Here is a 15,339-nt window from a genome sequence, read left to right as displayed (position 1 = left end):
TCCTTAATGTGAATGAGCGTGAGAGTGACTGTGGGCATCGCTGGTATAAGCGCCCGCTTCCGGTTCAAACGGCAGGCTGGCGTAGGTCACGTCCAGCCCGAACTGGCGCAGCATGTCGTCGAGAACGTGGTCGTGGTGATAGCGCAGCTCGCCGGGCATGATTTGCAGCGGCACGTGGCGGTTGCCCAGGTGGTAGCAGGCGCGGGCGAGCAGGAACGGATCGGCGCAGCGCACCACGGAAACTGACTCCGGGGCGGCGATCACTTCGATGACCTCCCTGCCGTCGTCGGTAGTCAGCAGGTCGCCCCCGCGCAGCAGCAGGCCGCGCGGCAGCATCAGTCCGGCTTCGCGGCCGTCGTTCAGCGCTACGCGGGCGCGGCTTTTCACCCGCACGTCAATCGGCAGCGTGACGCTGGCGGTAATCGGATGCGCGTGGTCCAGGCGTTGGGTTAAATAGATCATCATCACTCCTCAAAACAGGAAATAGCGTTGCGCCATCGGCAGAACGTCAGCCGGTTCGCTGGTTATCAGTTCACCGTCGACGCGCACCTCGTAGGTTTGCGAGTCGACGGTGATATTCGGCTGCAGGCCGTTGTGGATCATGTCCGCTTTTTTCACCGTCCGGCAGCCTTTCACCACCGCGGTAGCGCTCTGCAGGTTGAGCTGCTGCGGGATGCCGTTCGCACTGGCGGCCTGCGAGATAAACGTCAGTCGGGTAGCGTGGCGCGCGGCGCCCAGCGCGCCAAACATCGGGCGGTAATGCACCGGCTGAGGCGTAGGGATCGAGGCGTTGATATCGCCCATTGGCGCGCAGGCGATCATCCCGCCCTTGACGATGGTGGCGGGTTTGACGCCGAAGAACGCCGGAGACCAGACCACCAGATCCGCCAGCTTGCCCGCCTCAATCGAACCGACTTCGTGGGCGATGCCGTGGGTGAGCGCCGGGTTAATGGTGTATTTAGCGACGTAGCGCTTTACGCGGAAATTGTCGTTCTCGCCGGTCTCGTCCGGCAGCGCGCCGCGCTGGACCTTCATGCGGTGCGCCACCTGCCAGGTGCGGATAATCACTTCCCCGACGCGGCCCATGGCCTGCGAATCTGATGAGGTGAGCGAGAACGCGCCGATGTCGTGCAGCACGTCTTCCGCGGCGATGGTTTCACAACGAATGCGGGATTCGGCAAACGCCACGTCCTCGGCGATATCCGGGTCGAGGTGGTGGCAGACCATCAGCATGTCGAGATGCTCGTCGATGGTATTGACCGTGTAGGGTAAGGTCGGGTTGGTGGAGGAGGGCAGAATATTCGGGTGCGCGCAGGCGGTGATGATATCCGGCGCGTGACCGCCGCCCGCGCCTTCGGTGTGGAAGGTGTGGATGGTGCGCCCGGCGATGGCCGCCAGCGTGTCTTCGACAAACCCGGATTCATTCAGCGTGTCGCTGTGCAGCGCCACCTGAATATCCATCTCGTCAGCCACCTCCAGCGAGCAGTTGATGGCGGCGGGCGTCGCGCCCCAGTCTTCGTGGATCTTCAGCCCGATGGCGCCTGCGGCAATCTGCTCGCGCAGGGCGTCCGGGCTGGAGCCGTTACCTTTGCCGAGCAGGCCAATATTCACCGGCAGCGTATCGGCAGCCTGCAGCATGCGGGCGATATACCACGGTCCCGGCGTGCAGGTGGTGGCGTTGGTGCCCGCCGCCGGTCCGGTGCCGCCGCCGATCATGGTGGTGACGCCGGAGACCAGCGCCTCTTCCGCCTGCTGCGGGCAGATCCAGTGGATGTGGGTGTCGATCCCGCCGGCGGTGACGATCTTCCCCTCGGCGGCAATGACTTCCGTTGCCGCGCCAATGGGGATCGTCACGCCGGGCTGAATGTCCGGGTTCCCGGCTTTGCCGACGGCGAAGATCCGTCCGTCCTTGACGCCGATATCGGCTTTTACGATCCCCCAGTGATCGACGATCAGCGCGTTGGTGAGAACCAGATCCACGCAGCCGTCTGCGGTCATCTGCCCCTGGCCCATGCCGTCGCGGATCACCTTTCCGCCGCCGAACTTGACCTCTTCGCCGTAGACCGTGAGATCGTCTTCCACTTCGATCCACAGCTCGCTGTCGGCCAGCCGCACTTTATCTCCGGTGGTGGGGCCGAACATATCGGCATACGCCTGGCGTGAAATCTCAGCCATGGTTCACCTCGCCCATCACCTCGCCGCGAAAGCCGAAAATGCGCTGCGCCCCCGTGACCTGAACCAGCGTCACTTCCCGCTTCTGGCCGGGCTCGAAGCGCACGGCGGTGCCTGCCGGGATGTTCAGTCTAAAGCCTTTGGTGGCTTCCCGATCGAACTTCAGCGCCGGGTTGACCTCGTAAAAGTGGTAGTGCGATCCGACCTGGATCGGCCTGTCGCCGTGATTTTCGACAACCACGCGTTGGGTTTCACGCCCGACGTTGAGGGCAATCGTTCCGGGCTGGATCTGGTATTCACCTGGGATCATCACGCGCTCCTTAGACGATTGGGTTGTGGACGGTGACGAGCTTCGATCCGTCCGGGAAGGTGGCTTCGACCTGAATATCCAGGATCATCTCCGGGACGCCCTCCATTACCTGGTCGCGCCTCAGGACGTGGCGGCCCGCCTCCATCAGCGAGGCGACGGTTTCGCCATCGCGCGCGCCCTCCATAATGAAGGCGCTGATCAGCGCGACCGATTCCGGGTAATTGAGCTTTACCCCGCGCGCGAGGCGGCGTTCGGCAACCAGCGCGGCGGTGAACAGCAACAGCTTGTCTTTTTCTCTGGGGGTCAGTTCCATAACGTTTCTCTTATGTCTGCCAGATACGCGGCGAACAGGCATTTTTGGTGGTGAGAAGCGGGCGAAGCGACTGCCAGATGTCGCGCATCACCCGCTGGCAAATCAGGTTGTCGTGGGAGAGAAAACGCACCGACAGCAGATCGTCAGCGAGCGTTGCACCTGCATAATTTTCCAGCGGCGCGAGCCGTTCGCGCACCGCGTCGAGATGTTCTTCTTTGGCCGGATAGTACAGCAGCGTGCCGAGCCACGGATGCCCGGCGACGGGCGTGAGATCGCCGTCGCTAAGATGCTGACGCTCGATCAGGCGCGGCTCGTCATCTACCCACACCTCCAGGCGGCTCTCCAGCGCGCCGTGGCTGAATGTCTCACCGATCACCGGGCGCCCCAGGCAGTACAGCTCCCACGCCAGCAGCGTGCTGGAGGCCTTCAGGTGGAAGACGGAGCGCAGCGCGGCATTCGCTCCGGGAAAAATAATGGTGTCCTGCGGCAGCCACTCCAGGGTGGAATCTTCCTCGAGGTAAAAATGCTGGTTCAGACGCGCCTGCGGGCCGCAGCTGCGATAGAACTTGCTGGCGCCGGGCATCGTGATAAGCGCATGGCTTTTGGCGTCCAGCCGAACGGAAATGTCCAGCGTATCGCCGCCCACAATCCCGCCTGGCGGGTGCAGCAGGTAAAGGTGGCAGGTTTCCCCTTCGGGGTAAAACGGGCGTTGAACGGTGAGCGGCCCGACGTGGTGGGCGGAGTACAGGAGGGTTTTCTCAGGGGTGTGACAAAACTGCAGGGCAAGCGACGCCTGCCAGCCTTTATACGTATTATCAGTGACCTGAGCTGCTAACATGCTGCATCCATTTCCACACCATCGGGATACGTTTCAGTATGCCCTGGCGGAAATGAAGGCTGTCATATGAGTCGCTTATGGATGGCCAGGAAGGAGAAATACAAAAGCACGGCCTGGGCCGTGCTCTGTATAAGCAATGACGAGACTATTTCAGGTGCTCATGCAACGCTGCACCTGCCTGCTCAAGGGCAACTTTCACCGTTGGCTCCTGGCTCAGCGGGTTAAGCAGGCCGTAGTCGTGGATCATGCCGTTATAGCGCGTGACGGTCACCGGGACGCCAGCCGTATCCAGTTTACGCCCGAATGCTTCACCTTCATCCCGCAGAACGTCCAGCTCCGCTGTCTGGATCAGCGTCTCGGGGAAGCCTTTCAACTGCGCGGTGCTGGCGCGAAGCGGAGAGGCAAGGATATTGTTGCGATCGGCAGCGCTGGTGGTGTAGTTATCCCAGAACCATTTCATCATGTTTTTCGACAGGAAATAGCCATTTTCGAACTGGTTATACGAGGCAGTATCAAAGTTCGCATCGGTAACTGGCCAGAGCATGACGTTGTAGCGAATCTTTGGCCCATTGAACTGTTTGACCTGCAGCGCCACCGAAGCCACCATATTGCCGCCCACGCTGTTACCCACCAGACCCAGACGGCTACCGTCCACGCCAATTTCCTGACCGTGCTCGGCGACCCATTTTGTCGCTTCATAGGCCTGATTAATTGCTACCGGGAAATGGGCCTCAGGTGACGGGGTGTAATCGACGTAAACCGCAGCGGCACCAGAAGCGCGAACAAGATCGCGGATTAAACGTTCGTGGGTAGGGAAGTCACCCAGCACCCAACCGCCGCCGTGAAAGAACATAAAGGCGGGGAGCGTGCCGCTGGCGTTTTCAGGTTTCACTATTTTCAGTTTGATCGCCTGGCCATTTACCTGGATCGTTTTTTCAGAAACCTGAGCGGGCGGCAGTTTTGCGCCTTGCTGCGCGCCAATCAGTACCTGGCGGGCCTCCTGCGGGGTCATCTGTTCCATTGGCTTACCCTTGCCGGAATTCAAAACATTAAGAAATGCCTGTACGCCTGCGGTCGGGGTTGGGGTATTGGTGGTTTGAGCGGATGCAGCGGCTGACGCGAAGACGGAAGAAACCAGGATGGCGGTTAGTGTTTTCATGGTAATGCCTCTTTAAGCGTATTTGATCGGATGAGATAACTAAATAGTGCGCTACTTAGTTGTTGTTGTAATACTTGCGCGCAAGATACTTTTAGTCAAACATTATTTATAATTTTTTTTAGGCAACCGATTTGGAGTTGATAGAAAAATGAAAGAAAACAAAACGCTAGACGATTTACTTTGCTTCTCGCTGTACTCGGTCACCAACGCGTTTGTTCGCCAGTATCGCCCCTTACTGCAAGAGATGGATCTGACCTATCCGCAATTCGTTGTTTTGATGGCGCTTTATGAGAAAGACAACATCCCACTTCGCGATCTCAGCGATAAGACGTTTTTTGATTCGGGCACATTGACCCCGCTTGTACAAAAGCTTGAGGCAAAAGGATTCCTCAACCGTATCGCGGTTGTGGGTGATGAAAGGATGAAAAATGTTGTACTGACCGACAAGGCCAAAGACCTGAAGAAACGGGTGATGGCATTGCCGGATCAGATTCGCTGCAGCATGCGGATGAATGACGATGAGCTTGAGACGCTAAAAAAACTCTCCCGAACGCTGCTCGACGATTTGTAATAACCCTTCGGTGGGGTGAACCCACCGAAGTAATGTGTCGTTACCGGTAGTCCTCCGCATCCACATCATATCCGGACGGCTCCCAGCGGATCGCCAGCAGCGACGCCAGGCCGATAAACGGCGCCAGCGCAATCACCCAGAACACGGCGGTATCCAGCGAGGCGACCAGCAGCGGGAATAGAAACAGCGACAGCGTGGAACTGCTGCGCATCAGCGTCTGGTTGAGACCAACGCCCACGCCGCGCAGCGAGGTCGGGTAGCTCAGCGAGGCAAACGTCATGGTATGCGCGCCCGGGCCGAAGCCCTGACCGAACAGGAATAGCGCCAGCATCGCGACCGCGAGCACCCCTTCAGAGGTGCCTTCGGGGCGGCCAATCAGCGCCAGACCCAGCAGCGCCACAAGCTGGCAGGCATAACCCGCAAGCGACATCCGCCAGGCGCCGAAGCGCGGCACGTAGCGTACCGCCAGCAGTCCGCCGACGAAGGCAAACAGCAGGTTAAGCACCAGAGAAATGAGTATGGTGGTGAGCATCGACTGGACAAAGAAACTGGAGATGATCACCGGCAGGCCAAACGCCACGGCGTTATAGGCAAACGACGAGACGACGGAAAGCAGCGTGGCGAGCGTCGTGCGACGCAAGTAGATGCCGCGGAACAGGTTCAGATAGTTTGACCATTTCGCTTTATTCACGACGGGTGCGGGCTGGCCGAGCGCGTCCTGCGGCACGTGGGCATTGATGTTATACGACTGGCGTAAAATTGACGCAGCCTCTTTCAGGTTGCCCTGATTCGCCGCCCAGACCGGAGATTCGCTCATATAGCGGCTGCGAATGGCGATAATCACCAGCGCGGGTACCGCGCCAAAGCCGAGAATCAAACGCCACAGCCAGTCGCTGTGGCTCTCCGGCAGCACGGCGTAGAAGAAAAGCACCAGCAGGTAGGAGATGCTGATGGCGGCATACCAGGTGGGGCACCACATCGCGACGCTGGAAGCCTTATTTCCGGGCCCTTTTAGCCTGGCGAACTCGCTTAAAAACGCCATCGCCACGGGAAGGTCGATCCCAACCCCCAGCCCCATCACAAAGCGGGCGCCTGCGAGAACATATTCGTTCGGGGCCAGCGCACAGGCGATCGCCGCCACCACGAAGAACACCATATCCGCCATAAAAACGCGGTAGCGCCCGATTTTATCCGTGAGATAGCCGCCAAGCAGCGCCCCGACGATGGCACCAAAGGTAATGGCCGAGGCCACCATGCCGGTACCGGCGGGCGTCAGGCTAAATTCGCGGGTGATGTCTTTAATGCCGAACGCCAGCGCGCCCAGATCGTAGGCATCGAGAAAAATGCCGCCCAGCGCGATACCGACCACGATACGGGCGTTTGCCCGGCCCTGAGAACCGTCATTAACGAGGCGTGATACATCCGAAGCGCTGCGCACCCACTGGATGTCGCCATCAGGGGGAATACCTGCCGTTGAAAGGGGAGTTGATTCTGTGATTTCAGCCATTTTCTTCTTATGTGGTTGTGTTGTGTCCCTAACAGTTACCACAGGCAGAAGGTGACCAAAATCACATTTGGCTATAAGGCATAACTAACCCTTCGGAGCGTCTTTTTTCTTTCTCTTGAGCTTCGTCCAGATTTTGGTCTCCTGACGACGCCACAGGCGCTGGATATTGTCGTGATGACGCAGCAGGATAAGACAGGAGAGCATCGACACCGGGAAGGTGAACTGGGGTTTGAACCACCAGACGTAGAACGGAGCGATCAGCGCGCTGACGATAGCGCCCAGCGACGAATAGCCGCTCAGAAGAATGGTCAGAAGCCAGGTCCCGGCCATGACGCCGGTTAAGTCCCAGCCGATGGGCGCAATGGCACCAAAGGCGGTCGCCACACCTTTACCGCCTTTAAAGCCGAAAAATACGGGCCAGATGTGGCCGACGCAGGCGGCAATAGCAATGAGCCCCAGCCAGAACGGCGTGACGCCCAGCGCATAGGCGCCCCAGACGGGCAGCATCCCTTTCAGAACATCAAAAATCAAAACCGCTACGGCTGCTCCCTTGCCGCCAATTCGTAGTACGTTGGTCGCCCCCGGATTCCCGGAACCATTTTCACGCGGGTCAGGTAACCCGGCAATGCGGCAGACCAGAATGGCGCTGGAGATTGAGCCGCAAAGATAGGCGAGGAGGATCATTCCAGGCGCGATTGCACTCATAACGCTGTTCCGTTTTGAAAATGTATCTGTATTCTCAACATCTGTGGATAATACGCATAATTCGCCGGAAGTGGTATCCGGTTTAGCCAAAAAGCAGGCAGGTCGTGATGGATATTGTATTTATAGAGCAACTTTCGGTAATCACCACAATTGGTGTTTACGACTGGGAACAGACCATCGAGCAGAAACTGGTGTTCGATATCGAAATGGGATGGGATAACCGCAAATCGGCAAAAAGCGATGACGTGAACGACTGTCTGAGCTATGCCGATATCAGTGAAACGGTCATCGCCCACGTTGAAGGGCAGCGTTTTGCGCTGGTCGAACGGGTGGCGGAAGAAGTCGCAGAATTGCTGTTGAAAAAATTCAACTCACCGTGGGTGCGCATCAAGCTGAGCAAGCCGGGAGCGGTGGCGCGCGCCGCCAACGTTGGCGTCATTATTGAGCGTGGCACAAATCTGAAAGGCAAGAATTAACGTCATAATTGCTAAACCATTTTAGGTTATGCCGGTCTCAGGACTGTATCTTATCGGTTGTCCGTATGGGGCACCGTTTTTTTATATCTTTTTTAGGGGTTTATAGATGAGCGATATGCACTCGCTGCTGGTGGCGGCAATACTGGGTGTGGTCGAAGGATTGACGGAGTTTTTGCCGGTCTCCAGTACGGGCCATATGATTATCGTTGGCCATCTGCTGGGCTTTGAAGGCGATACCGCAAAAACGTTTGAAGTGGTGATCCAGCTGGGGTCTATTCTGGCGGTGGTCGTGATGTTCTGGCGCCGCCTGTTTGGCCTGATCGGCATCCATTTTGGCCGTCCGCCTCAGCACGAGGGGGCCGGTAAAGGTCGTCTGTCACTGATCCATATTCTGCTCGGGATGATCCCTGCGGTGGTGCTGGGCCTGGTGTTCCACGACGCCATCAAATCTCTGTTTAACCCGATTAACGTAATGTACGCGCTGGTGGTGGGGGGCTTACTGCTGATCGCCGCGGAAGTGCTGAAGCCAAAAACGCCGCGCGCGGAAGGTCTGGACGATATGACGTATCGTCAGGCGTTTATTATTGGCTGCTTCCAGTGTCTGGCGCTGTGGCCGGGCTTCTCGCGTTCAGGCGCTACCATCTCCGGCGGGATGCTGATGGGCGTAAGCCGTTACGCCGCGTCAGAGTTCTCGTTCCTGCTGGCGGTGCCGATGATGATGGGCGCCACCGTACTCGACGTCTATAAGAGCTATCACTTCCTGACGGCTGGCGATATTCCGATGTTCGCCGTTGGCTTCATCACCGCCTTTATCGTGGCGCTGATTGCCATCAAAACCTTCCTGCAGTTGATTAAGCGTATCTCGTTTATTCCGTTCGCGATCTATCGCTTTATCGTGGCGGCTGCGGTGTACGTGGTCTTCTTCTGACCGATGGCCCTCAGTCTTTCGGCTGAGGGCAATGCTTTTCCTTCCAGTCCGACACCGCCTGAATTCGCCGTTTCGTGAGTTCTTCGCGAATTTCCGGTCCTTTGAATCCTGCTTCGACAACGTCCTTCGTGGGCACCGCTTTCGCTACGTCCCAGGCTTTACGCAGTAAACGTCCCTGCGGGTAATCGCACGCTTCAAAACCGGTACGACCGCGCACGTCAGCTTCGCTGGTGAGCGCGATTTGCTCTACGCGCTGGGGTTTGCGCCAGGCGTCGATGTTATCGAAAAGCTTAACGATGGTGGCCGGTTTCAGGATCGGGAAGGTGTGGATCAGATCGTGGAACTCCGCGACCAGTTTCGCCAGATCGCGGATTTCGTTCGGCACGCGCAGACGCTGGCACAGCCCCTCGACCAGCTTCACCCCTGCCGGGCCATGCCCGTGGTGGCGAGGCCAGAATTCTTTTGGCGTTAGGCCTTTGCCGAGATCGTGGCACAGGGTGGAAAAGCGCACGTCCACGTCAGGGCTGAGCATGGCCGCCATGCTGAGCGTCATCAGCGTGTGTACGCCGGTATCAATTTCCGGGTGCCATTTTGCCGGGGCAGGTACCCCAAACAGCGCGTCTATTTCCGGGAAGAGCACCTTCAGCGCGCCGCAGTCGCGCAGAACCTGGAAAAAGACCTGCGGGTTGCGCGTGGTGAGGGCATTTTCCGTCTCTTTCCAGACGCGCTCTGGCGTCAGATGTTCAAGCTCGCCCGCCTCGGTCATAGCGGTCATCAGCGCCATTGTCTCATCGGCAATACGGAAGCTGAGATGGGCGTAACGCGCGGCAAAGCGCGCCACGCGGAGCACGCGGAGCGGATCTTCAGAAAACGCCGGGGAAACGTGACGTAAAAGGCGGTTGCGCAGATCGTCCTGACCGCCATAGGCGTCAACGATCTGCCCATCCTCGTCCTGCGCCAGCGCGTTGATGGTGAGATCGCGGCGCAGGAGATCTTGCTCCAGCGTCACGTCCGGCGCGGCATAGCAGGTGAAGCCCGTATAGCCCGAGCCCGATTTCCGCTCGGTACGCGCCAGGGCATACTCTTCACGGCTTTTCGGGTGCAGGAACACGGGAAAATCGCGGCCTACCTGCTGGTAGCCCGCGTCGAGCATCTCTTCAGGAGTGGCGCCAACCACCACCCAGTCTTTATCTTTGACCGGCAGACCTAACAACGCATCACGTACCGCACCACCGACCAGATAACTCTTCACGCCCAACTCTCCCGTTTTCTCTTTTCCAGAATGATACGTAAGTCTGGCAGAGAAGACGAATTAGTTCATCCAGCGGTCTTTACGCTTGCGGCTTGGGATCAGATGCGGCAACACCAGACCCAGCACCAGACCCACGCCCAGCACGCCGCCGCCATACATGAACCACTGCATGATGATGGTGCGCTGTTTGTCGTCGAGCTGCAGATTGGCGGCATTCACCTTCTTCTGCGCGACAATCAGCTCGTTTTTCAGTTTCTGGTTCTCTTCTTTCAGACCGTTAATCACCCCGTCGCTTTGCGCCACTTTCTGCTGCATTTCAGCGGTGCGCTGGTTCCAGGTGCCGTCGATGTTGTTCAGCTTATCGGTCAGAGTCTTCACCTGGTTTTCCAGATCGGGAACGCGCGTGCGCAGGCTTGGCACGGTGCTCAGCTCTTTCAGCGGGATCCAGGACGTACGGCCGGTACTGTCGCGAACCTGGCCATAGTTGGTGTCCGCGTTGGTCTGTAACAGGGTGACTTCCTCGCCGGCATTCACCGTGCCCACGAGGCGATAATTATCTCCGGGGCCACTGCGTACCCAGGTGTTCAGTTCGTCAGAAACGTAACGCTTCTCTTCAGCGTGCACTGCGGTTGCGGCGCTAAAAGCGAGTAAAGTAAGTCCAATCAGGCGTAATTTAAGCATCATTAGTCGTTATTTTCATAAATAGTGGAACGATAGTAGTGGCAACAGTGTCTCTACGCAAAGCATTCGTCAGCAATCAGAATCATCTGTGTCACGACTCTATACATTTACGCCCGACAAATTGCTCGTTGCATGGCAATTTGGCGCAAAATACTATGTACTGACAAACAAATGGCGAGGAAGTTCGCCCTCATTGACGCGTCTGTGACGCCCGCAAAAGTACAAGGCTATGGCACAAGAAATCGAATTAAAGTTTATCGTCGAAAAAGACAGCGTTGACGCACTCCGCCAGCATCTGCATACGCTTTCCGGCGAACACCATGCACCGGTACAACTGCTTAATATCTATTATGAAACGCCAGACAGCTGGCTGCGCCGCCACGATATGGGGCTGCGCATCCGCGGCGCGAGCGGGCGCTACGAGATGACGATGAAAATTGCTGGCCGCGTGGTCGGCGGTTTACATCAGCGCCCGGAATACAATATCGACATCAGCAAGCCGGAACTTGAGCTGGAACGTTTCCCGGCGGAAGTCTGGCCGGATGGCGAGCTGCCTTCCACGCTGGCGGAACAGGTGCAGCCGCTGTTCAGCACCGATTTCTGGCGCGAGAAATGGCTGGTGACGGAAGGCAAAAGCCGCATCGAAATCGCCCTCGATCTGGGGGACGTGAAGGCGGGTGAGTTTCAGGAACCGATTTGCGAACTCGAGCTTGAGCTGCTGGAAGGGGACGCAAATGACGTGCTGAAGCTGGCGCGCAGGCTGGTGAACCAGTCCGGACTGCGTCAGGGAAGCCTGAGTAAAGCCGCGCGGGGTTACCATCTGGCCGCCGGAAATGCGCCGCGCGTGCTGAGAGAGACGACCATCCTGCACGTTGCGCCGAAAGCCAGCGTTGAACAGGGGCTGGAAGCCGCGCTGGAGCTGGCGCTTTCTCAGTGGCAATACCATGAAGAGCTGTGGGTGCGAAATGTGAAAAACGCGAAATCCCACGTGCTGGCGGCGATTGCCCTGGTGCGCCATACCCTGACGCTGTTCGGCGGTATTGTTCCTCGCAAAGCGAGCGCTCACTTACGTGACCTGCTGACGCAAACCGAAACGCTGATGCTCTCCGACGTATCGGCGCAAACGGCGATCTACAGCCCGCAGGCCGCTTCGGCAAAACTGGCGCTGACCGAGTTTCTGGTGACGCGCGGCTGGCGCGCCTTCCTGGATGCGAAAGCGGAGACCAAAATCGCGGAAAACTTTAAGCGTTTCGCGGATATTCATCTTTCCCGTCATGCCGCCGAGCTGAAGAGCACCTTTGCGTATCCGCTCGGCGATCAGTATGGCGATCAGCTTCCTCGTCTGTCGCGCAACATCGACAGCATGCTGCTGCTTTCCGGCGCTTATGACGGCGTTAAAACCCAGGCTTGGCTGGAAAACTGGCAGGGGCTGAAGCATGCCATTGAAACCCGCCAGCATATTGAGATTGAGCATTTCCGTAACGAAGCCATTTCGCAGGAGCCGTTCTGGCTGCACAGCGGAAAACGTTAACTCTGGCAAGGAACCCCTATAATGCCGCTTTCTTCACCGTTACAGCAGCAGTGGCAGACCGTTTGCGAACGTCTGCCTGAGTCATTACCGGCGTCATCGTTAAGCGAGCAGGCGAAGAGCGTGCTCGCCTTCAGTGATTTTGTGCAGGAAAGTATCACCGCCAACCCGGACTGGCTGGCGGAGCTTGAGAACGCACCGCCGCAGGCGGACGAGTGGCGGCATTACGCCGGCTGGCTGCAAACCGCGCTCGAAGACGTTGCGGATGAAGCGACGCTGATGCGCGTCCTGCGCCAGTTCCGCCGTCGGGTGATGGTACGCATTGCCTGGGCTCAGGCGCTGGAGCTGGTGAGCGAAGAGAGCACGCTGCAGCAGCTAAGCGAGCTGGCGCAAACGCTGATTGTCGCCGCGCGCGACTGGCTCTACGCCGCCTGCTGTAAAGAGTGGGGCACGCCGTGCAGCGAGGAAGGGGTTCCTCAGCCGCTGCTGATTCTGGGGATGGGCAAGCTGGGCGGCTGCGAGCTGAACTTCTCCTCCGACATCGACCTGATTTTTGCCTGGCCCGAGAACGGCTCCACGCGCGGCGGCCGTCGCGAGCTCGACAACGCCCAGTTCTTTACCCGCCTCGGCCAGCGTCTGATTAAGGCGCTGGATCAGCCGACGCAGGACGGTTTTGTTTACCGCGTGGACATGCGCCTGCGCCCGTTTGGCGACAGCGGACCGCTGGTGCTGAGCTTTGCCGCGCTGGAGGATTACTACCAGGAGCAGGGGCGCGACTGGGAACGCTATGCGATGGTTAAAGCGCGGATCATGGGCGACAGCGACGACGTTTACGCCAACGAGCTGCGCGCCATGCTGCGCCCGTTCGTATTCCGTCGCTATATCGACTTCAGCGTGATCCAGTCCCTGCGTAATATGAAAGGGATGATCGCCCGTGAGGTGCGCCGTCGCGGGCTGAAGGACAACATCAAGCTCGGCGCGGGCGGCATCCGCGAAATCGAATTTATCGTTCAGGTCTTCCAGCTTATTCGCGGTGGCCGTGAGCCGTCCCTGCAGTCCCGCTCGCTGCTGCCGACCCTGAGCGCCATCGAGCAGCTGCACCTGCTGCCGGACGGCGACGCGCAAACCCTGCGCGAGGCCTATCTGTTCCTGCGCCGTCTGGAAAACCTGCTGCAAAGCATCAACGACGAACAGACCCAGACCCTGCCGGGCGATGACCTTAACCGGGCGCGCCTGGCCTGGGGCATGCGCGTGGACGACTGGTCAGCGTTAACCGAACGGCTGGATGCCCATATGGCAGGCGTGCGCCGCATCTTTAACGAGCTGATCGGTGATGACGAAAGCGAATCGCAGGACGATTCGCTTTCCGAGCACTGGCGCGAGCTGTGGCAGGACGCGCTCCAGGAAGATGACACCACGCCGGTGCTGACGCACTTAACCGACGACGCGCGCCATCGCGTGGTGGCGCTGATCGCTGATTTCCGTCTTGAGCTGAACAAACGCGCCATCGGCCCGCGCGGCCGTCAGGTGCTGGATCACCTGATGCCGCACCTGCTGAGCGAGGTCTGCTCGCGGGCGGACGCGCCGGTTCCGCTGTCACGCATGATGCCGCTGCTGAGCGGGATTATCACGCGTACCACCTATCTGGAGCTCCTGAGCGAGTTTCCGGGGGCGCTGAAGCACCTGATTACGCTCTGCGCCGCGTCGCCAATGGTGGCCAACAAGCTGGCGCGTTACCCGCTGCTGCTGGATGAGCTGCTCGATCCGAACACGCTGTATCAGCCAACGGCGACGGATGCCTACCGGGACGAGCTGCGTCAGTATCTGCTGCGCGTGCCGGAAGAGGACGAAGAGCAACAGCTGGAGGCGCTGCGCCAGTTTAAGCAGGCGCAGATGCTGCGCGTGGCGGCGGCGGACATCGCCGGAACGCTGCCGGTGATGAAAGTGAGCGATCACTTAACCTGGCTGGCAGAGGCGATCATTGACGCGGTGGTCCATCAGGCGTGGGTGCAGATGGTGGCGCGCTACGGCCAGCCGAAACACCTGGCCGAACGTGAAGGACGCGGATTCGCGGTCGTGGGGTACGGCAAGCTTGGCGGCTGGGAGCTGGGCTATAGCTCCGATCTGGATTTAATCTTCCTCCACGACTGCCCGGTTGACGTAATGACCGACGGCGAGCGTGAAATTGACGGGCGCCAGTTCTACCTGCGCCTGGCGCAGCGCATCATGCACCTGTTCAGCACCCGCACCTCGTCGGGCATTTTGTATGAAGTGGATGCCCGTCTGCGTCCGTCCGGCGCGGCGGGCATGCTGGTGACCTCGACGGAATCCTTCGCCGATTATCAGAAGAATGAAGCCTGGACGTGGGAGCATCAGGCGCTGGTGCGCGCTCGCGTGGTGTACGGCGATCCGCAGCTCAAAACGCAGTTTGACGTCATCCGTAAGGACGTTATGACGACGGTGCGAGAGGGCGCCACATTACAAACAGAAGTGCGGGAAATGCGCGAGAAAATGCGCGCGCATCTCGGCAATAAACACCGCGATCGCTTTGATATTAAAGCCGACGAGGGCGGGATTACCGATATTGAGTTCATTACCCAGTATCTGGTGCTGCTGCACGCCCACGACAAGCCGAAGCTGACGCGCTGGTCCGATAACGTGCGCATTCTGGAGCTGCTGGCGCAAAACGACATCATGGACGAGCAGGAGGCGCAGGCTTTAACCCGCGCCTACACGACGCTTCGCGATGAGCTTCATCACCTGGCGTTGCAGGAGCAGCCGGGGCACGTGGCGCTGGACTGTTTTGCTCATGAACGTGCTCAGGTAACGGCCAGCTGGCAGAAGTGGCTGGTGGAACCGTGCGTAACAAATCAAGTGTGATATTATCGCGCGCAAATTG

At 58.8% G+C, this 15,339-nt stretch carries 15 protein-coding genes; 5 read left to right on the top strand and 10 right to left on the bottom strand.

What is annotated here, in order from left to right; translation table 11 throughout:
• Positions 1 to 3: 3 nt before the first annotated feature.
• The 6 genes from ureE to ACMGGX_RS06500 form a co-directional block, all read right to left on the bottom strand.
• Positions 4 to 462 carry an urease accessory protein UreE gene (ureE, locus tag ACMGGX_RS06525; protein ID WP_420298748.1) on the bottom strand — a complete coding sequence of 153 codons (459 nt, stop codon included), beginning with the start codon at positions 460 to 462 and terminating at the stop codon, positions 4 to 6.
• Positions 463 to 471: 9 nt separating this feature from the next.
• The gene (gene ureC / locus ACMGGX_RS06520) at positions 472 to 2,175 is read right to left on the bottom strand and encodes an urease subunit alpha (protein WP_420298193.1); all 1,704 of its coding nucleotides are present in this window, start codon (positions 2,173 to 2,175) and stop codon (positions 472 to 474) included.
• The gene (locus ACMGGX_RS06515; protein WP_023309222.1) at positions 2,168 to 2,482 is read right to left on the bottom strand and encodes an urease subunit beta; all 315 of its coding nucleotides are present in this window, start codon (positions 2,480 to 2,482) and stop codon (positions 2,168 to 2,170) included. The genes ureC and ACMGGX_RS06515 overlap by 8 nt, the downstream gene beginning before the upstream one ends.
• A gap of 10 nt (positions 2,483 to 2,492) precedes the next feature.
• Entirely contained in the window at positions 2,493 to 2,795 is a 303-nt protein-coding gene (locus ACMGGX_RS06510) for an urease subunit gamma (protein WP_348561751.1), read from the bottom strand.
• A 10-nt stretch (positions 2,796 to 2,805) separates the two neighbouring features.
• Complete coding sequence (locus tag ACMGGX_RS06505; protein WP_348561752.1) at positions 2,806 to 3,633, bottom strand: urease accessory protein UreD; 828 nt, start codon at positions 3,631 to 3,633, stop codon at positions 2,806 to 2,808.
• A 145-nt stretch (positions 3,634 to 3,778) separates the two neighbouring features.
• Positions 3,779 to 4,792, bottom strand: a complete 1,014-nt coding sequence (locus tag ACMGGX_RS06500; protein WP_420298192.1) for an alpha/beta hydrolase — start codon at positions 4,790 to 4,792, stop codon at positions 3,779 to 3,781.
• Between the two features lie 148 nt (positions 4,793 to 4,940).
• Between ACMGGX_RS06500 and ACMGGX_RS06495 the strand changes: the two genes are divergently transcribed.
• On the top strand, positions 4,941 to 5,363 hold the full coding sequence (locus tag ACMGGX_RS06495) for a MarR family winged helix-turn-helix transcriptional regulator (RefSeq protein WP_045356087.1): 423 nt from the start codon (positions 4,941 to 4,943) through the stop codon (positions 5,361 to 5,363).
• 40 nt (positions 5,364 to 5,403) lie between these two features.
• On the opposite strand, the gene ACMGGX_RS06490 is transcribed toward ACMGGX_RS06495, so the two are convergent.
• Both ACMGGX_RS06490 and plsY read right to left on the bottom strand, forming a co-directional pair.
• Positions 5,404 to 6,870, bottom strand: a complete 1,467-nt coding sequence (locus tag ACMGGX_RS06490; protein WP_348561754.1) for an MFS transporter — start codon at positions 6,868 to 6,870, stop codon at positions 5,404 to 5,406.
• A gap of 84 nt (positions 6,871 to 6,954) precedes the next feature.
• Positions 6,955 to 7,575, bottom strand: a complete 621-nt coding sequence (gene plsY, locus ACMGGX_RS06485; protein ID WP_023309216.1) for a glycerol-3-phosphate 1-O-acyltransferase PlsY — start codon at positions 7,573 to 7,575, stop codon at positions 6,955 to 6,957.
• 107 nt (positions 7,576 to 7,682) lie between these two features.
• Between plsY and folB the strand changes: the two genes are divergently transcribed.
• Entirely contained in the window at positions 7,683 to 8,051 is a 369-nt protein-coding gene (gene folB, locus ACMGGX_RS06480) for a bifunctional dihydroneopterin aldolase/7,8-dihydroneopterin epimerase (protein ID WP_023333447.1), read from the top strand.
• Positions 8,052 to 8,157: 106 nt separating this feature from the next.
• Positions 8,158 to 8,979 (top strand): undecaprenyl-diphosphate phosphatase, encoded by an 822-nt coding sequence (gene bacA, locus ACMGGX_RS06475; RefSeq protein ID WP_029740687.1) that lies wholly within the window; start codon positions 8,158 to 8,160, stop codon positions 8,977 to 8,979.
• Positions 8,980 to 8,989: 10 nt separating this feature from the next.
• On the opposite strand, the gene ACMGGX_RS06470 is transcribed toward bacA, so the two are convergent.
• Entirely contained in the window at positions 8,990 to 10,231 is a 1,242-nt protein-coding gene (locus tag ACMGGX_RS06470) for a multifunctional CCA addition/repair protein (RefSeq protein WP_023309213.1), read from the bottom strand.
• Between the two features lie 60 nt (positions 10,232 to 10,291).
• Positions 10,292 to 10,912: a TIGR04211 family SH3 domain-containing protein gene (locus ACMGGX_RS06465; RefSeq protein ID WP_024906484.1), complete on the bottom strand. Its 621-nt coding sequence runs from the start codon at positions 10,910 to 10,912 to the stop codon at positions 10,292 to 10,294.
• Between the two features lie 229 nt (positions 10,913 to 11,141).
• On the opposite strand from ACMGGX_RS06465, the gene ACMGGX_RS06460 reads away from it, so the two are divergent.
• Together ACMGGX_RS06460 and glnE are read left to right on the top strand one after the other, a co-directional pair.
• Positions 11,142 to 12,443: an inorganic triphosphatase gene (locus ACMGGX_RS06460; RefSeq protein ID WP_126796191.1), complete on the top strand. Its 1,302-nt coding sequence runs from the start codon at positions 11,142 to 11,144 to the stop codon at positions 12,441 to 12,443.
• An 18-nt stretch (positions 12,444 to 12,461) separates the two neighbouring features.
• Complete coding sequence (glnE, locus tag ACMGGX_RS06455) at positions 12,462 to 15,320, top strand: bifunctional [glutamate--ammonia ligase]-adenylyl-L-tyrosine phosphorylase/[glutamate--ammonia-ligase] adenylyltransferase (RefSeq protein ID WP_420298747.1); 2,859 nt, start codon at positions 12,462 to 12,464, stop codon at positions 15,318 to 15,320.
• Positions 15,321 to 15,339 lie beyond the last annotated feature (19 nt).

This window comes from Enterobacter sp. BNK-29 (genome assembly GCF_048684785.1).
Taxonomy (GTDB): domain Bacteria; phylum Pseudomonadota; class Gammaproteobacteria; order Enterobacterales; family Enterobacteriaceae; genus Enterobacter; species Enterobacter cloacae_M.
Note: the sequence above shows the minus strand (reverse complement) of the source record. Positions and strands in the feature narration are given on the sequence as shown.

What these genes read in the sequence shown, in the direction of transcription:
- ACMGGX_RS06490 (WP_348561754.1), bottom strand. Translation starts at nt 6,870, where the DNA reads ATGGCTGAAATCACAGAATCAACTCCCCTTTCAACGGCAGGTATTCCC.
- ACMGGX_RS06460 (WP_126796191.1), top strand. Translation starts at nt 11,142, where the DNA reads ATGGCACAAGAAATCGAATTAAAGTTTATCGTCGAAAAAGACAGCGTT.
- ACMGGX_RS06515 (WP_023309222.1), bottom strand. Translation starts at nt 2,482, where the DNA reads ATGATCCCAGGTGAATACCAGATCCAGCCCGGAACGATTGCCCTCAAC.
- ACMGGX_RS06465 (WP_024906484.1), bottom strand. Translation starts at nt 10,912, where the DNA reads ATGCTTAAATTACGCCTGATTGGACTTACTTTACTCGCTTTTAGCGCC.
- ACMGGX_RS06500 (WP_420298192.1), bottom strand. Translation starts at nt 4,792, where the DNA reads ATGAAAACACTAACCGCCATCCTGGTTTCTTCCGTCTTCGCGTCAGCC.
- ureC (WP_420298193.1), bottom strand. Translation starts at nt 2,175, where the DNA reads ATGGCTGAGATTTCACGCCAGGCGTATGCCGATATGTTCGGCCCCACC.
- bacA (WP_029740687.1), top strand. Translation starts at nt 8,158, where the DNA reads ATGAGCGATATGCACTCGCTGCTGGTGGCGGCAATACTGGGTGTGGTC.
- ACMGGX_RS06505 (WP_348561752.1), bottom strand. Translation starts at nt 3,633, where the DNA reads ATGTTAGCAGCTCAGGTCACTGATAATACGTATAAAGGCTGGCAGGCG.
- ureE (WP_420298748.1), bottom strand. Translation starts at nt 462, where the DNA reads ATGATCTATTTAACCCAACGCCTGGACCACGCGCATCCGATTACCGCC.
- ACMGGX_RS06510 (WP_348561751.1), bottom strand. Translation starts at nt 2,795, where the DNA reads ATGGAACTGACCCCCAGAGAAAAAGACAAGCTGTTGCTGTTCACCGCC.
- plsY (WP_023309216.1), bottom strand. Translation starts at nt 7,575, where the DNA reads ATGAGTGCAATCGCGCCTGGAATGATCCTCCTCGCCTATCTTTGCGGC.
- ACMGGX_RS06495 (WP_045356087.1), top strand. Translation starts at nt 4,941, where the DNA reads ATGAAAGAAAACAAAACGCTAGACGATTTACTTTGCTTCTCGCTGTAC.
- folB (WP_023333447.1), top strand. Translation starts at nt 7,683, where the DNA reads ATGGATATTGTATTTATAGAGCAACTTTCGGTAATCACCACAATTGGT.